The sequence below is a fragment of the Chthonomonas sp. genome (assembly GCA_016788425.1).
Lineage (GTDB): Bacteria > Armatimonadota > Fimbriimonadia > Fimbriimonadales > Fimbriimonadaceae > JAEURQ01.
The window spans coordinates 128,986-144,732 of sequence record JAEURQ010000002.1; the positions used below are offsets into that span (position 1 = coordinate 128,986).

The window sequence follows — 15,747 nt, forward strand, 5'->3', positions numbered from 1 at the left end:
CCTCCGTGGTAGTAGCGGCCCGAAAGCCTCCCACAGGAACCTGAAAGGATACCCGATTAGCGCGTTCGTTTGACCCGAATATTGTCGAGACTCGCGGCCAGGGCGTTGCCGCCTTCGAACACGAGCATCCCCGCACGAGCCTTGGCGAAGCCCGGGTTCTTGCCCGGCTCGCTCTCGGCGACCCGCGCCCGCGTGTTCACGTTGTCGAGATTGAACCGCCACACCCGCAACCCGTTAAGCCAATGCTCAACGACGCCGGCCTGCACGATGAGGCGCGAATCGTTCCAATGGCCGGGCTCGCGCAAGGGGCGATGCTTGGCCGCCTCGAAGAAGTCGAGCGAGCCGCCGCCTGTCGGGGCGCCGAGCAACACGCGCAAACTCGTTTTGGCGGGGACGGCCTCGCCGGGTACTCGCAGGTACAAAGCCGTGGCGCCGCCCGGCGTGCTGCGCCAACGGAACCTCAGCTCAAAGTTGGCAAGCGAATCGTTGGACCACAACTGCCCGCCTTTGGCGGTCAGGGCGAGAGGTGAGAATCCGGCGGGGTCTTTGGGCTCGGGTGTGGGGGTGACCACCGCCGCCTTCGCGGGGACCCGGCCGACCGAATACCAGAGATCGCGCGCTCCGAGAAGGCGATTTGAGGTGCTTGTCAGCCCTTGGTTCAGCCGCACGCCCAGAAGTTGACCGCTCGCGAGGCTCGGAATCTCGAGGAAAACGCGGTTGCGCCAGCGGTTGACGCTGACCGTGGTGATCGGCATGGCTTTCCCTTCCCAAGTTTCAGCCGTGTAGTCCTCGACGCTAAGCCCCATGCCCTCGCTGAGCGACTCGCTGAGCACGAGTTCGATGCCGTTGGCAAAGAGGCTCGCGTCCACGATTTCAAAGAAGGTGCCGGTTCGAGGCCGGATGGTTACAAGTTGACCACCGCCCATGGCGAAGAAATTGGGACCCGCGAGCCGCTCGGACCACGCACCCGAAATAGGGATCATCGCGCCCTGCAGGGTGCCGTTGACCACTTCGGGAATCCAGCGCCAGGTGCCCGGGCCATCGGTGCGGCCGAACACGTATTGCCCGGCAAACGGCTTCGCGACGATGGGGACCATGTTGCTGGGCGAGGCGTGAGTCGGCACGCGAAGGGGCGATCCGCCCGCCCAGGGCACAAATGCACCCGGAGCGGCGACCAGCCGCTGCTGATTGGGGCCGGTGCTGACCGAGGTGGCCCCGCTAATCGTTTCCGTGCTCGGTTCAATGGTGCCATCGGGGCGAGCGGTCACGACGCCCGAGTCCGTGACGATGAACGTGCCATCGGGCGTGACGCTGAAGTCGCGCGCGTTTGACGATGCCCAACCCGTGGCGCGCACCATGTATTGGTCAAACACGCCGTCTTGGTCGAGGTCGGTCAGCTCAGTGAGTTCGCCGCGTTGCAACGCCAGTAGCTTGCCGCCGACCATGTGCAGCGCGAGGCAATCATCGAGGCCGCTGGCGAGGGTTTGGCCGGTCGCCAAAATGAACACTCGCGAGCGATCGCCGACGATGGCGCGGCCACTTGAAAGAATCTCAAAGCAGTTCGCGTCGGCCGGAACCTCACTCACTAGCGAGGTGGTGAACGGAAAGGGGCGATCGCTGGTTTCGTAGGCCTTGGCTGCGGGGCGCGGCGAGGGAATCTGCAGTTTGCCGGGGGCAGCAAGCGAGAACGTGGTCGAAACGACGGTCGCGCTATCGTTGCGCAGCGTGAGCTGCATCGAACTCGGCGACATGCCGGTTTCCTCGGCGTCCGCCAGGGACCCGCTGGTGCTGGCGGGTTGCCGCAGATCCAGGGGAATTGTCAGGCTGAGTCGCACATCCTTCGGCAAATCAATCGGATTGAACACGCGCTCCAGCCGATTCTCCGTCGCGGTCAGCGTCTCCTCAATCCGAAACAGTTGCCCTTGAAAGGGAATGTCGTACAACAAGGTCGCGACGCCCTTGCGAATTCGATACCCGCGAAACACGGCGGGCACGCGGTCGGCGGAGTTGCCTTGCCGCACGCGCCACGTCGGGTTCATCAAGAGGTCTTCGGCGTAGGCGTCGCCCTCGGTCTTGCCATCGCGCAATCCGCCCGCCCACACCTTGCGGAGTCGGCCCGTGGCGGCGTCGAACACGACGCTCATGGCTGGGGCAAGGGGCAATACGAGCGATCGCGCCCGACCATCCACCGTCGCGCGGATGACCGGCGGCGAGCCTTGAACTTGAGCCCAGGGAGTCAGTCCCGATGAAAGTACGAGGGCGGCCACCGAGAACATTAGGGATAATCTACCTTTGCCGACCGGCAGGAGTGAGTCGAAATTGCCTCTGTATCACAAATTTGATGCGCCTAATTCCGCAAACTTAACGGACATTGACCCGAAGGGGTTGGACATGGACAAGGCGGAGGTGCGGGAGCGCACCGAAAAGTTGGGCAAGGAACTCAACGAACTGCAGGACCTGATGTTCTATGCCGGGCAGCATTCGTTGCTCCTGGTTCTGCAAGGCATGGACACCGCCGGCAAGGATGGGGCGATCCGCCACATTTTCAGCATTCTGCACGGCCAGGCGGCCAGCGTCGCCAGCTTTAAGGTCCCGACGCCCGAAGAAATGGCGCACGACTTTTTGTGGCGTTGCCACAAGCAGACTCCCGGCCGAGGGGAGATGCGCATTTTCAACCGCAGCCACTACGAAGATGTTCTGGTCGTTCGCGTCCACGAGTTTGTGCCGAAGGAAGTCTGGTCGGCGAGGTACGAGCACATCAACAACTTTGAGCAAGTCGTCGCGACGGCCAACACGATGGTTGTCAAGGTGTTTCTGCACATCAGTAAGGAGGAGCAAGAAGAACGTCTGATCGCTCGCGAGCAAGAGACCGAAAAGGCGTGGAAACTCAGCGTCGGCGATTGGAAAGAGCGCGAGCGTTGGGACGATTATCAAGCCGCATATCAAGATGTTATTCGCAAGTGCAGCGCCGAGCAAGCGCCATGGTACGTGGTTCCCGCGAACAAGAAGTCGCAGCGCGACTTGGCGATCACTGAGATTCTGGTGAACACTCTTCGCCCGTTAGCGTCGGAGTGGAAGGAGAAGCTTGTCAAAATTGGCGTCGAAGCGAAGGAGGAACTGAGTGCATACCGCGCGAGTTTGCCGAAGTCTTAACGTATTCGCCGCGCTGGCGATTGCGGGGCTCGGTCACGCCCAAGCCACCTACAACGTGATGGTCGGCGGGCGCGTGGTTGGGCAAGGTAAGTACTTCATCAAGAAGCTGCCCGAAGGTGGTCTCGAAAACTACTTTAGTCTGTACTTTTCGACCGCCGAAGGGAAGTCGGAGTTTGCCGCGCGCGGAACATACAACAAGAATGGCCGACCCATAAGGGAGAACTATGTGCAGAAATCTCCGGCCGGCAAAAAAACCACATTGCTGAGTTACTCGGCGGGTTCGGTGAAGGCTGAAGTGGTGACCGACGGCCGTCGCATAACGAAGACAGTGAAGGTCCCCGAAGGGGCCAGTCTCAGCAGCCCGAGCGTGTTTTGGTTTGTGAAGGCCACACCACGCGCCGGATCGCAAGATCGCGGGTACGAATTCAATTCCGAGTCGCTGCGTTTCGACGACAGGCTTGTTTCCTACATTGGCAAAGAAACTCTCTTCGCGGGGAACCGCAAGATCGTCAGCCACAAAATCGCGAATGGCATGAAGACCTTTTGGCTGGATGAAAAGGGTCTACCGGTCAAGATTGACCTAGGAACGTTGCAACTCATCCGCCAATACTAAGCCGTGATCTAGAGCGGCGTAGCGCCAACCGCGGACGCTCACGGCGCAATCCAGCCCGTGACACGCCCACAAAAAGCGTTCGAGGATCAACGCGCCGATGTGTAGAGTTCGCTCGCGTCCGGGCTCAATTCCAGGAACCTGGGCGCGCTCGGCGTCCGTCATCGGCCCGAGCCAACCCGCCGCCTTGCTCACCTCTTCGTAGTCAAGAATCTGCCCATGCACGCGGTCCGGTTGCCAACTCGTGAGCTTTTCGCGAATGCTGACGAGATTGGTGCCGGTCGCCCCGAGCGTCACCACCGTGCCGCAGGTGTGCGGCCGATATTCCATGCCGATTTCGCGATCGATCGTCGCGCTCATCGCCATCATCGTGGGGCCGTCCGCCACGCCGCCGGGCGCGAATTCGTCGCGAATTCCAAGCGCCCCCACGGCAACCGACTTGCGCAACTCGACCTGCCCGCGAACCCGATCAATGGTGCAAATCTCGGTGCTATGGCCACCCGGATCAATGATCGTCACTCGCTCAGCGCTCGCGAAAAGCGGGTCATCCACCACGGCGAACAAGCCCAATTGAGCCTCGGCTTGGGCGGACACCACTTGCACCGGCGTGCCTTGCGCGGCGCAGCGAGCCAGAAACTCGGGTGTGTTGGTCGCGATTCGCGCGGCCATCGTCGCTCCGGCGATGCAAGGCGCGTCGGTGGCTCGGGCGACGGCGAAGAACTCGGCCAGAGCGGCGAGTGTGCGCCCCATGGCGGCTTCGCTCAGCAATCCGGTGACCTTGGTTTGGTCGCCGAGGGCCGTCACCTGAGTGCGCTCATCCAGCGTTCGCCACGCGCCATCACGGTGTTCCGCGATGACCAAAAGCACCGAGTTCGAGCCGACATCAATCACCGCCTTGCGCATGCGGGATCAAGTTTACACGCCCCTATTGTTTGGCGAGTCTGGTCGGGTACACTTTCGCCCGTTCTACGGAATTTCCACTCATGACCATTCAAGACGACATGACCACGACCCCTGAGGAAGCAACTTCAGAAGCGGTCGCACCGACCAGTGAAGCGCCGGTAACGGCTCCGACCCCGGCACCTGCCGCGCCTGCTGCACCCGCAGCTTCAGCTCAATCCGACGAAGACATGTTCCTCGCCGCGATGGCCGAGCTTGATACCGAAGGCTCGGTAGACGCAAATCGCCGCCTCAACAAGAACGACCGCATCGAAGCGACGGTCATCCTTGTCGAACCGAACCGCGTGTTCGTGGACCTTGGCCGCAAGTCGGAAGCGGTGATCCCGCTCAACGAACTTTCTGAGACGAGTCTCACGACCGCCGAAGGCGTGGTCAATGTGGGCGATAAGATCATGGTCGTCGTCATCAACCCCTCGGGCAGCGATGGCAACCCGGTCGTCTCGAAGAAGAAGGCCGATTTCGAAGCCACTTGGTACAAGGTCATTGACCAGTTTGAAAAGGGCGAAACCATGCAAGCGACCATCGTCGAGCGTGTGAAGGGCGGCCTCGTGGCCGACATTGGCGTGCGCGGCTTTGTCCCGGCGACGCACGTTGGCAACGGCAAGCTCCGCAACATTGACAAGTTTGTTGGCGAAACCATGGAACTCAAGATCATTGAGCTGGATCGCGAACGCAAGAAGGTGGTCCTTTCCAACCGACAAGCCGAAGACGAAAAGCGCGGCGAAGTCAAGGATCGAATTTTCAACGAAGTCACGGCCGGTGCCGTTCTCGAAGGTACGGTTCGCCGCCTCTCGGATTACGGTGCGTTTGTGGACCTCGGCGGCATTGATGGCCTGCTCCACATCTCAGAAATGAGCTGGATGCGCATTAACCACCCGCGCGAAGTGCTGAAGGAAGGCCAAGAAATCAAGGTCATGGTCCTTCGCTTGGACGAGACCACGGGCAAGATCAGCCTCGGTCTCCGTCAAGTGCTCCCGGATCCCTGGAAGCTCATTCGCGAAAACTACAAGATTGGCGACAAGATCACCTCGAAGGTGGGTCGCTTGGTGCAGAGCGGTGCATTCATTCGATTGCCCGAAGGTGCCGAAGCATTCCTGCCGGTCAGCGAAATCTCGACTCGCCGCATCAACAAGCCGAGCGACGTGCTGGAACTCGATCAAGAAATCGAGATGGCCGTCATCGACTTGAAGCCGGATGAGCGCCGCATGGTGCTTTCTCTGCGACAAGCGGGCAACGCCATTGAGCCGCCGGAAGATTATGTGGCCGACACCAACTACGAGTCGGATCGTCCGCGAACCGGTTCGGGCACGGGTCCGCGCCGCAAGCCGGGTCAAGGCGGAGGTCGCGGTCGCCGCGACGACGGAGCGGGCGATATGCCGGGTTCGAGCAGCCGCCAACCGAGCGGTGGCGCGACCATCGGCGAGCGCCTGGGCATGCTCAAGGGCTTGCTCAGCAAGACCACCGAAGAGTCGGAAGGCGAATAACCTTTCCTCAATCGGCGAACACGATGCTGACAGATGAAAATCTGTCAGCATCTTTTGTATCTCTATGATCGCGATTACTGGCGGCGCGGCCTCGGGCAAGTCAACCATCCTGCATGCGTTGGCCGATCGCGGCTGGGCCACGATTAGTGCCGACCAGGTGGTGGCCGACCTGTGGCTGGACGAGACCTTTTTGGTGGGCGTCGCGGAAGTCTTTGATACCGCGCGGCCGACCCGCGAATTGGTCCGAGCCGCGATTCTGCGGGAGCCCGCTAAGCGACGCGCCCTCAACGAGCTCTCGCACCGGCACGTTATTCATACAATTTTCACGAGCGGTTCCGACGTCGCCGAAGTCCCGCTGCTCATCGAGGCCGGGCTCTTTCACCGATTTAATGAGGTGTGGGTGTGCTCGTGCGACCGGGAGACTCAGCTTAAGCGCCTACAAGGTCGTGGGTTCTCCCTTGAGGATGCAGGCGCCCTGCTTGCCACCCAGGTGGCAGATTCGGTGCGGTGTTCATTTGCCGATGAAATTTTTAGAACTAACGGCGAGAGATCGAACGTCCTAAGTCAGATAGACCTAGCCCTACGGCGAAGTCGAACTCAGGACCGGTAGGGGTGCTATACTCCCCCGGTATGTTTCTTGGGCAAGTTGTCCCCAGCAGGGTCAGCAACAAGCTGTAAGAATCGACTAACATGGGGCTTGCGTGTAGATCCCCCAGTTCAACCTCGGTTGGATCACGCACAGGAAGAGTTGAGGATGAGTAAACAGGAGGACGCAGGCCGATGAGGCAGTTCGTCAAGACAACCAAGTTCAAGGCTATCAGCTATCTGCTGGTCTTTGCGCTAGTTCTGCCGTTCTACTCCTTTCTTCTAGCAAGGAAGGCAGTGGCGCAGGCGGACGGCCGAGAGCAGTGGGCAGTGATGCCATTCTATATTGCCAAGCCCATCAAGGATATCGAGATGAGCAAGGCTGGTTCCAATGCACTGAACGATGAGCTCGCCAAGTTGGTGAAGTTTGCCGAAATGGTGCCCGCCGATACGGTGGATCGCGAAATCGAGAATCTCGGTTTTGCGTCGCCCGTAACGCGAGAGGATCAGTTGATGCGAGTCGGTCAGAGCCTGGGCGTGGCGAGCGTGGTGACCGGGGAACTGGTGAACCAACAGATTCGCAAGCTAGGCGACGGCCAAAAGGTGGCTGACGTGAAGGTGCGAGTTGTGGTTCGCGACGTTGCTTCGGGCATGCCCATCAATGGCGCGGCCGTTCTCGGCACGTCTTCGGTGCGGCCCGCAGATACCAGCGACCAAACGCTCTACGAAGATGCTTTGAAGAGCGCGGCCAACCTGGCCGCGAACAACGTTGCCTCGAACGTTTTGCCGAAGGGCACCGTACTGAACACGACCGATAAGAATGCCTTGGTCAACATGGGCATCCGATCGGGCTTTAAGGAAGGCCAAAAGGTCATCGTGATTCGTGGCCGCCAACAGGTGGGCATGGCCGAAGTGACCCTGGTCGAACCCGACACTTCCTACGTTCGCTTGACGAAGTCGACGCGCGGCATTCAGCCCGGCGACCGCATCCAAGCTGTCTTCGACGCTCCGCAAATCGATCCGGAATTCAAGGCCGGCGGTGGCGTGGGTGTCATCAAGCCTCGCGGTAAGGCGAATACCTCGGGCATCGTCTCGCTCGCCATCATCCTTGGTCTGGTCTTCGTGCTTGGCTCAAAGAGCAGTGGCAACGCGGCTGTCACCAAGGTTACGGCTCAAGCGTTTGTTGATCCCGACGATCGCTTCGGCGTTCTCGTCAAGTGGCGCCCGGACAGCTTCGTCAAGGGCAGCAGCCAACGCATTCTGTGGCAAATCTGGCGATCCGACCAGCCTTCGGCTCCGGTCATCGTGGCCAGCGATGCTTCGCTTGGCGACGTTCCCGAAGTGAAGGACTACGGCATTTCGCCGGCGGGCACGTATTACACGAAGGCCACGACGGGTGACCCCACTTGTCCGACGCCGACGACCGGCGGTACGTCCACGACGGCTCCGCACCAATCGGGTGTGCCTTATGTGTACTCGGTCGAACTGTTCTACCGAATCGCAGCTCTGGACAACCCCTACTCGACCGGAAACTCGGGTACGGCGGGTGGAACGGGCGGCCTTAGCGGTGGCACCACCTCGGGTACGACCAGCGGCACCACGTCCGGTACCACGTCGGGCACGACCACTGGTGGTCTGACCGGTGGTCTCGGCGCTCGCGCTGGCTTCTCCGATGCTCGACGCTCGCTGAGCTCGGGCGGTGGCTTCGAAGCTCCGCGTGACCTGTACTCGTACTACCAAGTACTGACGACGGGAACGACCACGGGTACGACGACTGGCACGACCACGGGTACGACGACCGGCACCACGACCGGTACGACCACCGGCGGTACGACCGGTGGCGATAGCGACTGCTACTTCGTGAGCAGCCGCACGGCCTCCAAGAGCACGGCAACCCCGTACGCTCGACCGTTGGCTCAATCGCCGATCAACAACATCACGGTCACCACGCCGCAGGTGTTCCGCTTCCAAGTGCAGCGCCCCACGGGTGCCTCGGCCATCCTCGAATACGTGATTCAGTTCTCCGCAGACCTGAGCTTCACGGGCACCGTGCGATCGTCGAAGTCCTTCGTGGATAACTCTTCCAGCGCTAACATTGCGACTCCGGAAGCAATCGCTGACGTTCTGACCGTCTTCCCCGGCGTGTCGGAAGTCTGGTGGAGAGTGGGCGTACGAAACGTGGCGGACAAGCCCGGCCCCGTTGGTGGTTTTATCTTTAGCCAACCGCAAAGATTCAAAAGACCAACGAATCCTCCCAATCCGTAGGACGTCTGAACCTACGACTGCCAAAACCGTGCCCTTCTGTTAACCGCAGAAGGGCACAACTGAGCAAACAATGAAAAATCGAACAGCTTTACTTGCTATTGCCTTGGGATTGGGCGTGCTGCCAGCGAGCGCACTTGCCCAAATGTGGGTTAACGAATGTATTGATCCGATGAATACGGCTCCGTATTCAACCGACTACGGCGTGAGCGGCATCGGAAACCGCTTTATCAGCATTACCCAGGGTCTTAGCGGCACCGTTACCTACGGAGGCATGACTGGACCTTGCTATGCCCCGACCGCCCGAACCCTCTCCGCCCAGGGCCGATTTGCTTTTTATACGGCTGGAACCGGGAGTAGTCAAACCGACTTTGACGACATCTTGGCCTACACGGTGGGCGCTCCCCGCGATGCCGCTGGCGATTTTTGCTACGCCCGCATTGTTCGCTTCGATCCGACCGACGTGCCAGCTGACGCCGAGAAGAGCTATCTGTTTGGCGAAGATGGCGTTGGCCACTTTGTTGGAGCAAGCAACCGCTACTTTATCTCCCTTACCGAAAACGGTGGTTGCCGCGTAGAATTGCGCGCTGACGCTGTTGGTGACGCCATCCGCATGCGCTGGCGCATGACCAACACCGGCACGACCACCCAAACCTTTGGTCTTAAGTTCGGCGCTTGGCCGGGCATGTTTGCTCAACCCGGCAGCTATGTGGATCCGGTAACCGGCGACACCCAGCCCTGGACGCAAGCTGGCGCAAACTTGCCGAGCGCAACCGGTATTGTCAAGCAAGGCACCGGCAACCCGCCTTATCCTTCGTACATTGTTACTCCGGAAAACCGACCGATTCGTGAAGGCCGCTCGTGGGTTCGCACCACGCCGGGCTTCCCGACCACGGTGAGTTTCACTTTCGGACAGGCTCTACCTTATGGCCTGCGAATCGAAAACGAAGCGAATGATTCGGTTCCGGATCACAGCCCCGTCGCCGGTTTCGCGATGGAAGACGAGTTATATCTCACCCGCGACAACAACATGGAATCGCGCGTGTTCAACGACCCGGCTTACGGCTCGGCGACCGGCGACCCTGTTCTTAACGCAGGTGCCCCGGCCCTTCGAGAGCGCTCGGACGTGGCCGTGCAAAATATGGCCTTCGTGCAAACGTTCCAACCGCAAAACGTTGGCGCAGGCGGCACGGTCGATTTCGTCAACTATATTCGTTCGAGCTGGTCGGTGGCCAGCTACGCCACCAATGTGGGCACCACTCCGGCCGCCTACTCGGCGGTTCTGGACGGTCCTTTGCTCATTGGAAACGACCCGAACGGCGGCGCGCTTGCTCCGAACCCGTTCAATGTATTCGTCCACGTCGACAATACGCTGGCTGAGCTCGATCAAGAAATCACCCTGAACAACGTGAAGGTGACGATCAATTTGCCAGAAGGCATGGGCGTAAGCCTTGCTCCCGGCGAAACGATTACGAAGATCATCCCCTCGATCAACCCGAAGCAGATTCGCACGGTTCAGTGGGACTTGGAGACCGATGGTACATCGCCTTCGGAAGTGCCTTACACAGTTACGGTGCAGCCGACGCCCGGTCCGGTCAAGACGCTCGCCGGCAAGTTCAAGATCGCGAGCAGCCCGAACGTTCGACTTGGTGAAGGTGCGAACATGGTGAGCTTCCCGTGGTCGTTCACCGATACCTCGCTGGATGCGATCTTTGATCCGCTCGTGAACGGTCAAGACTTCTATGCTTACCGCTGGAATCCGGACACCGGCGAATATGTACCGGTGACTTCGGCCGAACGCGGCCAAGCCATCTGGATCGTGTCCGACTTGGATACCGGAGTTCTGGATTTAACGGGCGCTCAACCGGCGGCCGACAACGTGACCGGTGGTTTGGTGACGAACCTTCGACCGGGCTGGAACCAAATCGGGAACCCGTACAGCTACCCGATTCCGCTCAGCCAACTCGTGGGCTTCGCCGAAGACAATCCTTCGCGATCGCTGACGTGGGCCGAAATGGTGCAAAACCAACTCGTGAGCCCGAGCCTTGCTTTCTGGCAACGCGATCCGGCTGACCCGACTTCGGGCAGCTACGCCTTCACCGGTTCGAACGCCGACACGCTTCTGCCGAATCAAGGCTACTGGATCTATGTCACAAGCTTCCAACCGGTTCGCTTGAGCTGGCCGCCGGTGTTCACCGCTGGTCTGCCGGGTTCCACCCGAAGCCAACAAGCCGCAAACGCCTGGACGCAATCGGACAAGCAGTGGCGACTCAACCTCGTCGCTCGCACCGATAGTGGTGTGGACAGCAGCAACTTCATTGGCGTGGCCAAGAACAAGGCTGAGGCAACTCGTCTGCGAGTCTACGAGCCGCCGCGCTCGCCGAACGCAAGCGTTGAGCTTTCGGTCCTGGATACCGTGGATGGCAAGCCGGCTCGCCTGGCCCAAGTCCTCAGCGAAACCTCGGGACGCCGTGAGTTCAAGGTGAATGTCCGCGCCAACGATGCGGGTGATGTCACTCTGCTCTGGCCGAACGTCAACTCGATCCCACGCAACGTTCGCGTTCAACTGGTGGACACCACCACGAACACGACTCGCGACCTGAGATTCGCCTCGAGCTACAGCTTCAAGATGGAAGCCAACTCGACCCGCGAAATGAAGGTGCAGATCGAACCGGGCCTCGCCACCAAGGCAGTGATCGGCAACGTGATCGTGACTCGCCCGAGCAAGGATGTCCGCGCTCCGTTCACCATCAACTACAGCCTCTCGTCGAGCGCCAACACGACGATTCGTGTTCTTGGTAGCAATGGCGGCGAAGTCTACACGGTGACCCGTGGTCGAGCAGACCGCGTCGGCGAAAATTCGGCGACCTGGACAATGCGCGACAACGCAAACCGTGCGGTGGCCCCGGGCGTCTACCAAGTCGAAATCGTGGCGGAAACCTCCACTGGCGAACGAGTTCGCAAGCTGGTTCCGGTCAACGTCGTTCGATAATGACTCACAACGGGGTTCGGGCATTTAGGCTCGGACCCCGTTTTTGCGCGTTTTTGGTTGGGCTTTTTTGCCTGCTGACCTTCGCGTGGGCCAATGGCGGCTCGGCGCAAATGACGTTCTTCCCGGCGATCGCCGTGGGCGATGGCCGCACCAACGTCACGGTGACGGTCGAGGTCCGCGACTCCACGGGACGGCTGGTGGCCGATGGCACGCAGGTTCTGCTGACCACCACCATCGGCACGATCAACGAGACCATTGTCACGACGCGCAACGGGATCGCCCGCCTGACTCTGCTCGCGCCGACGCAGGCCGGCATCGCCAAGGTCACGGCAAGCGTGCCGCGCCTCGCGACCAACACCACCATTGATTACGAGTTCGTCGCGACCGCCGAAGAACTCAATCAGCTTCAAGATTTTATTCAGGTCAGCGGCCCGGAAAAGCTGCTCTTCGCCAGCGGCGATCGCATCATCATGGTAAGCGCGCCGAACCGCGGCGCGCGCATCACCTATCGCAACATCGAGATCCAAGCCGACGATCTGCAGATTAACGTGCCGCAGTTCGAGGTGCGCGCCCGCAACGCGCTGGTCACGATCTCGGGCAAAAGCACCGTGTTTCGCGAGCTGTACTATCAGCTCAATCGCAAGGCCGGTTATGCGGTCAGTACAGTGGATCGCCCGCGCCCGCGTATCAAGCCCGAATGGCCGGTCAAGGTCGCGGTCGAAAAGCGCCAAGTCGTTGGCGTGGTCGAGCTCACCGGGCTGCAAGCGGCGGAATACAAGCTCACCACCAACCCGCGTTGGTTCGAAATGGCCGATGTGGCCGGGCTAGGGGTTGATGTGCGCGCGAAGAGCGCGACTGTGTGGCCATACCGCTACATCTACTTCCGGCAGGCGGAAGTCACTCTCGAAGGGCGTCGCCTTCTGCGGCTGCCGTTGCTAAAAATGGGCACTCAGCCAAACGCGCCCCTTCTTGGCGAGCAGGTGATGAGCATCACCAACAGCCAGGTCGCGCTAAGCTACCCGTACTATTTGAGCCTCAAGCCCGAGTCGAGCAGCCTGCTCCGTCTCCGATCGGGTCTGAAGAGCTCCACCGGTGCGGGCGCCACCGGCGGCAACTTTATAGACTTGGAGCATCGCTGGAACAAGGGCGCCAATAACGATGGCTCGCTCCTGCTGCGCGGCATCTCGCGTGGCGACTGGAGCGCCGGACTTCAGCAATATCTTCGCCTCAACGACAAGCTCACGGTCAACTTTTTGCTCGACTCGCCGGCCCACTCCAGCCTGTTCGCGAACCTTCAAGTGGCGCAGCAATTCCGCAAGAGCAGCCTCAACTACACGCTGACCAACAACCGCTCGCTCAAGGGTTTTGCGTTTGGCAGCGCGACGCACCAACTGGCGCTCGATAACATTCCCGAGGTCCTAGGCAAGAGCGGCATCAACTACACACTAGGTCTTACCGCGCTGCATTTCGATTCCCGATCGGGCGGGCAGAGCCGGTCGAGTTCCAACGTCGGCGTGCGCGGGCGGTTCTACACCAACTCGCTGCGCCTAGCCAAAGGCACCAGCATGAACAGCGCGGTGGCCATCACCCACCGTCTAGCGCGCAACCAAAGCCAGGGCACCGCGTTTCAATGGACCACCTCGGTGTACCAATTGCTCGGGCGGTTTGGCACGTTGCAGGCGGGCTACGATTTCTTGGAAGACCCGATCTCCTCGTCGTTCAACACCGGGCGGCACCGCGTGAACGCCAGCGCGACTTGGGATCAGGGGCGCTTCTCGCTGGGACTGTACGGCGGCAAGACGCTCGACGCACGGCGGTACAACTTGACCGGGCGCGTCGGGTATGTTCTCAGTTCGGCTTGGCGTTTCCAAGCCGTCCATTCCTTGGACCGGTTCACCGATAGTTACTTCGGCGAGACCAGCTTGATTATCAGCCGGCCGATTCAGGGCATAGAAGTTGGGGTGAGTTATTCGAGTCGTACACGTCGCCTTGGTCTTGAATTGTTGGGGGCTGGTTTCTAGCGCGTCGGCGCAAGCGTTCGGCCCGTTTGGTTTTGCCGATTCGTCGCCGAAACTCCTCGATTTTGAGTTTGATCAGGAGGGCCTTCGAGCCGCCGTTCCGGCATCGGACAAGCTCCTTTTCTGGGAGCCGGTGACTCCTCCCACGCCGCAATACGTCAACGCGATGGAGCGGTTGCTGGTCACCAACGTGCGCTCGCTCAACCCCAGCAAGTTTCGCCTGGCGCAGGCCGGGCTCGGCATCGAAGCGTATTTTCCCGATGGCATCGGGCTGCGATGTCGGTCGCTGACGGCGCCGTTCCTTAGCTGGCCGGGCGGCAGCGCCGGCCCGGGCGTGCCGGTGCCGCCGAGCAAGTGGCTCATGATCTCGTTTGGCGAGGCGCAACCGCCGGTCATGATGTCGTTCCTCTCCAGCAAGACGACCCTGAAGGTTGAGGGCCGCACGGGCGACTGGACCGTGAAATCACCCCTCGATTACAAAGGCTGGGTGCGGTTTTTGCTCCCCACCGGGCACGAATCGGTCGGCACGAGCGGCGTGCAAAGCCTCGGCCAACTCGCCACGCGCGTGGCAAATCTGGCGACGTTTTGGGAAAAACCGATTCCGAAACTGGTGAACTTCCGCGCTGAGAACGTGGCGGGCGGCGTCAACGCGACCTGGGTGTTCGACCGTCCGGGCGCGATGGTGCCCGCCGCAGCCCATGCGGCTCGCGCAAACGGCTACATGCTCGAAGTCCGTTCGCCGCTGGACGTGATGAAGAAGCCGATTGTCGCCGGAGTCCGCGCCTTTAGCCGAACAAAGGAACTGACAATTTTCTTTCCGATGCTGCCGAAGCTCAGCGGGCGACCGCTCGGCACGGGCATGATCGCGCCGCTGCTGCAAGGCGAGGCGCAAGACCCGCCGAACTACTACCGGCAAGCGATTCAGGCGATGTTCTTGAGCATTGCGCCGGGGCCGAAAAAGTGGATGGAAGATTCGCAGGCTCGCCTTGCCGCGGCCGGACCGTGGTCGCGCAATCTCACGAACAACCCCACTCGGTTTGATTCGAAAGGTCGCGGCTACTGGGAACTGGCCTACGCCGGCTGGTTTGAGCTCTTGCTCACGGGCAAGTCGGATGATCTGGACCAAGCGTGGCGCGGCGTGGACATGGCGGCGTGGGAGCCGGGCTACCTGGCGCAGGGCCAAAACAACCGCGTGGCGGCCTACATGGCGCTGGCCGGGTTCAGCGGAACCGCGCGCGATCGCGCGCTCGCGGGGATGATCCACGCCGGCGATATCGCCCGGCGGCAAGCCGGTTCGCTGCGCGTGCTCGAAGGCGTCCGTAAGAGTCTGTTCACGGCAAAGCCCGCCGACAATCTCGGGCGGTTTTGGCAGAGCCCAATTCGCATTCTTTCCGGGCCGCTGCCCACGTTCCGGCGCACGCCAACCGTGCTTTCGCTCGCCTTCGCGGGCGGCACGTTGCGGCTCAGTTGCGTGCGTCGCTACGAGATTGTGGATATCGATGGCGAGGCCGACTACACATGGGGAACCGCCGAAGGGCGGGCCGTGTTTACGGTGAAAGGACTGGCGGGGAAGACGACCGTGGTGAAGCTGCGGGACTTGCGCGACCATCCGCTGCCCGCGTTTCCGGCGCTACCGGATTACGTAGAGCAGATTCAACCGTAACCTGGGGCCGTCCTGGTCGA

At 60.8% G+C, this 15,747-nt stretch carries 10 protein-coding genes; 8 read left to right on the forward strand and 2 right to left on the reverse strand.

Annotated elements, in window-relative coordinates; translation table 11 throughout:
* Positions 1-56 precede the first annotated feature (56 nt).
* Positions 57-2,276 (reverse strand): DUF1080 domain-containing protein, encoded by a 2,220-nt coding sequence (locus JNJ45_02470; protein MBL8047524.1) that lies wholly within the window; start codon positions 2,274-2,276, stop codon positions 57-59.
* A gap of 115 nt (positions 2,277-2,391) precedes the next feature.
* On the opposite strand from JNJ45_02470, the gene JNJ45_02475 reads away from it, so the two are divergent.
* Positions 2,392-3,153: a polyphosphate kinase 2 family protein gene (locus JNJ45_02475; GenBank protein MBL8047525.1), complete on the forward strand. Its 762-nt coding sequence runs from the start codon at positions 2,392-2,394 to the stop codon at positions 3,151-3,153.
* Positions 3,122-3,766, forward strand: coding sequence for a hypothetical protein (locus JNJ45_02480; GenBank protein ID MBL8047526.1), 645 nt, complete (start codon positions 3,122-3,124; stop codon positions 3,764-3,766). The genes JNJ45_02475 and JNJ45_02480 overlap by 32 nt, the downstream gene beginning before the upstream one ends.
* On the opposite strand, the gene JNJ45_02485 is transcribed toward JNJ45_02480, so the two are convergent.
* Entirely contained in the window at positions 3,734-4,666 is a 933-nt protein-coding gene (locus tag JNJ45_02485; protein MBL8047527.1) for a hypothetical protein, read from the reverse strand. The genes JNJ45_02480 and JNJ45_02485 overlap by 33 nt on opposite strands.
* Positions 4,667-4,746: 80 nt before the next feature.
* Between JNJ45_02485 and JNJ45_02490 the strand changes: the two genes are divergently transcribed.
* The 6 genes from JNJ45_02490 to JNJ45_02515 all read left to right on the forward strand — a co-directional run bounded on the left by JNJ45_02490 (position 4,747) and on the right by JNJ45_02515 (position 15,727).
* Positions 4,747-6,207, forward strand: coding sequence for a S1 RNA-binding domain-containing protein (locus tag JNJ45_02490; GenBank protein MBL8047528.1), 1,461 nt, complete (start codon positions 4,747-4,749; stop codon positions 6,205-6,207).
* A 64-nt stretch (positions 6,208-6,271) separates the two neighbouring features.
* Positions 6,272-6,817, forward strand: a complete 546-nt coding sequence (gene coaE, locus JNJ45_02495; protein ID MBL8047529.1) for a dephospho-CoA kinase — start codon at positions 6,272-6,274, stop codon at positions 6,815-6,817.
* A 170-nt stretch (positions 6,818-6,987) separates the two neighbouring features.
* Positions 6,988-9,057 (forward strand): hypothetical protein, encoded by a 2,070-nt coding sequence (locus JNJ45_02500; protein MBL8047530.1) that lies wholly within the window; start codon positions 6,988-6,990, stop codon positions 9,055-9,057.
* 169 nt (positions 9,058-9,226) lie between these two features.
* Complete coding sequence (locus JNJ45_02505; GenBank protein ID MBL8047531.1) at positions 9,227-12,046, forward strand: hypothetical protein; 2,820 nt, start codon at positions 9,227-9,229, stop codon at positions 12,044-12,046.
* A 53-nt stretch (positions 12,047-12,099) separates the two neighbouring features.
* Positions 12,100-14,067: a hypothetical protein gene (locus JNJ45_02510; GenBank protein MBL8047532.1), complete on the forward strand. Its 1,968-nt coding sequence runs from the start codon at positions 12,100-12,102 to the stop codon at positions 14,065-14,067.
* A complete protein-coding gene (locus JNJ45_02515; protein ID MBL8047533.1) occupies positions 14,036-15,727 on the forward strand; it encodes a hypothetical protein in 1,692 nt (563 codons plus the stop codon). The genes JNJ45_02510 and JNJ45_02515 overlap by 32 nt, the downstream gene beginning before the upstream one ends.
* Positions 15,728-15,747: the final 20 nt, after the last annotated feature.

What these genes read in the sequence shown, in the direction of transcription:
- JNJ45_02470 (MBL8047524.1), bottom strand. Translation starts at nt 2,276, where the DNA reads ATGTTCTCGGTGGCCGCCCTCGTACTTTCATCGGGACTGACTCCCTGG.
- JNJ45_02475 (MBL8047525.1), top strand. Translation starts at nt 2,392, where the DNA reads ATGGACAAGGCGGAGGTGCGGGAGCGCACCGAAAAGTTGGGCAAGGAA.
- JNJ45_02485 (MBL8047527.1), bottom strand. Translation starts at nt 4,666, where the DNA reads ATGCGCAAGGCGGTGATTGATGTCGGCTCGAACTCGGTGCTTTTGGTC.
- JNJ45_02490 (MBL8047528.1), top strand. Translation starts at nt 4,747, where the DNA reads ATGACCATTCAAGACGACATGACCACGACCCCTGAGGAAGCAACTTCA.
- coaE (MBL8047529.1), top strand. Translation starts at nt 6,272, where the DNA reads ATGATCGCGATTACTGGCGGCGCGGCCTCGGGCAAGTCAACCATCCTG.
- JNJ45_02500 (MBL8047530.1), top strand. Translation starts at nt 6,988, where the DNA reads ATGAGGCAGTTCGTCAAGACAACCAAGTTCAAGGCTATCAGCTATCTG.
- JNJ45_02505 (MBL8047531.1), top strand. Translation starts at nt 9,227, where the DNA reads ATGAATACGGCTCCGTATTCAACCGACTACGGCGTGAGCGGCATCGGA.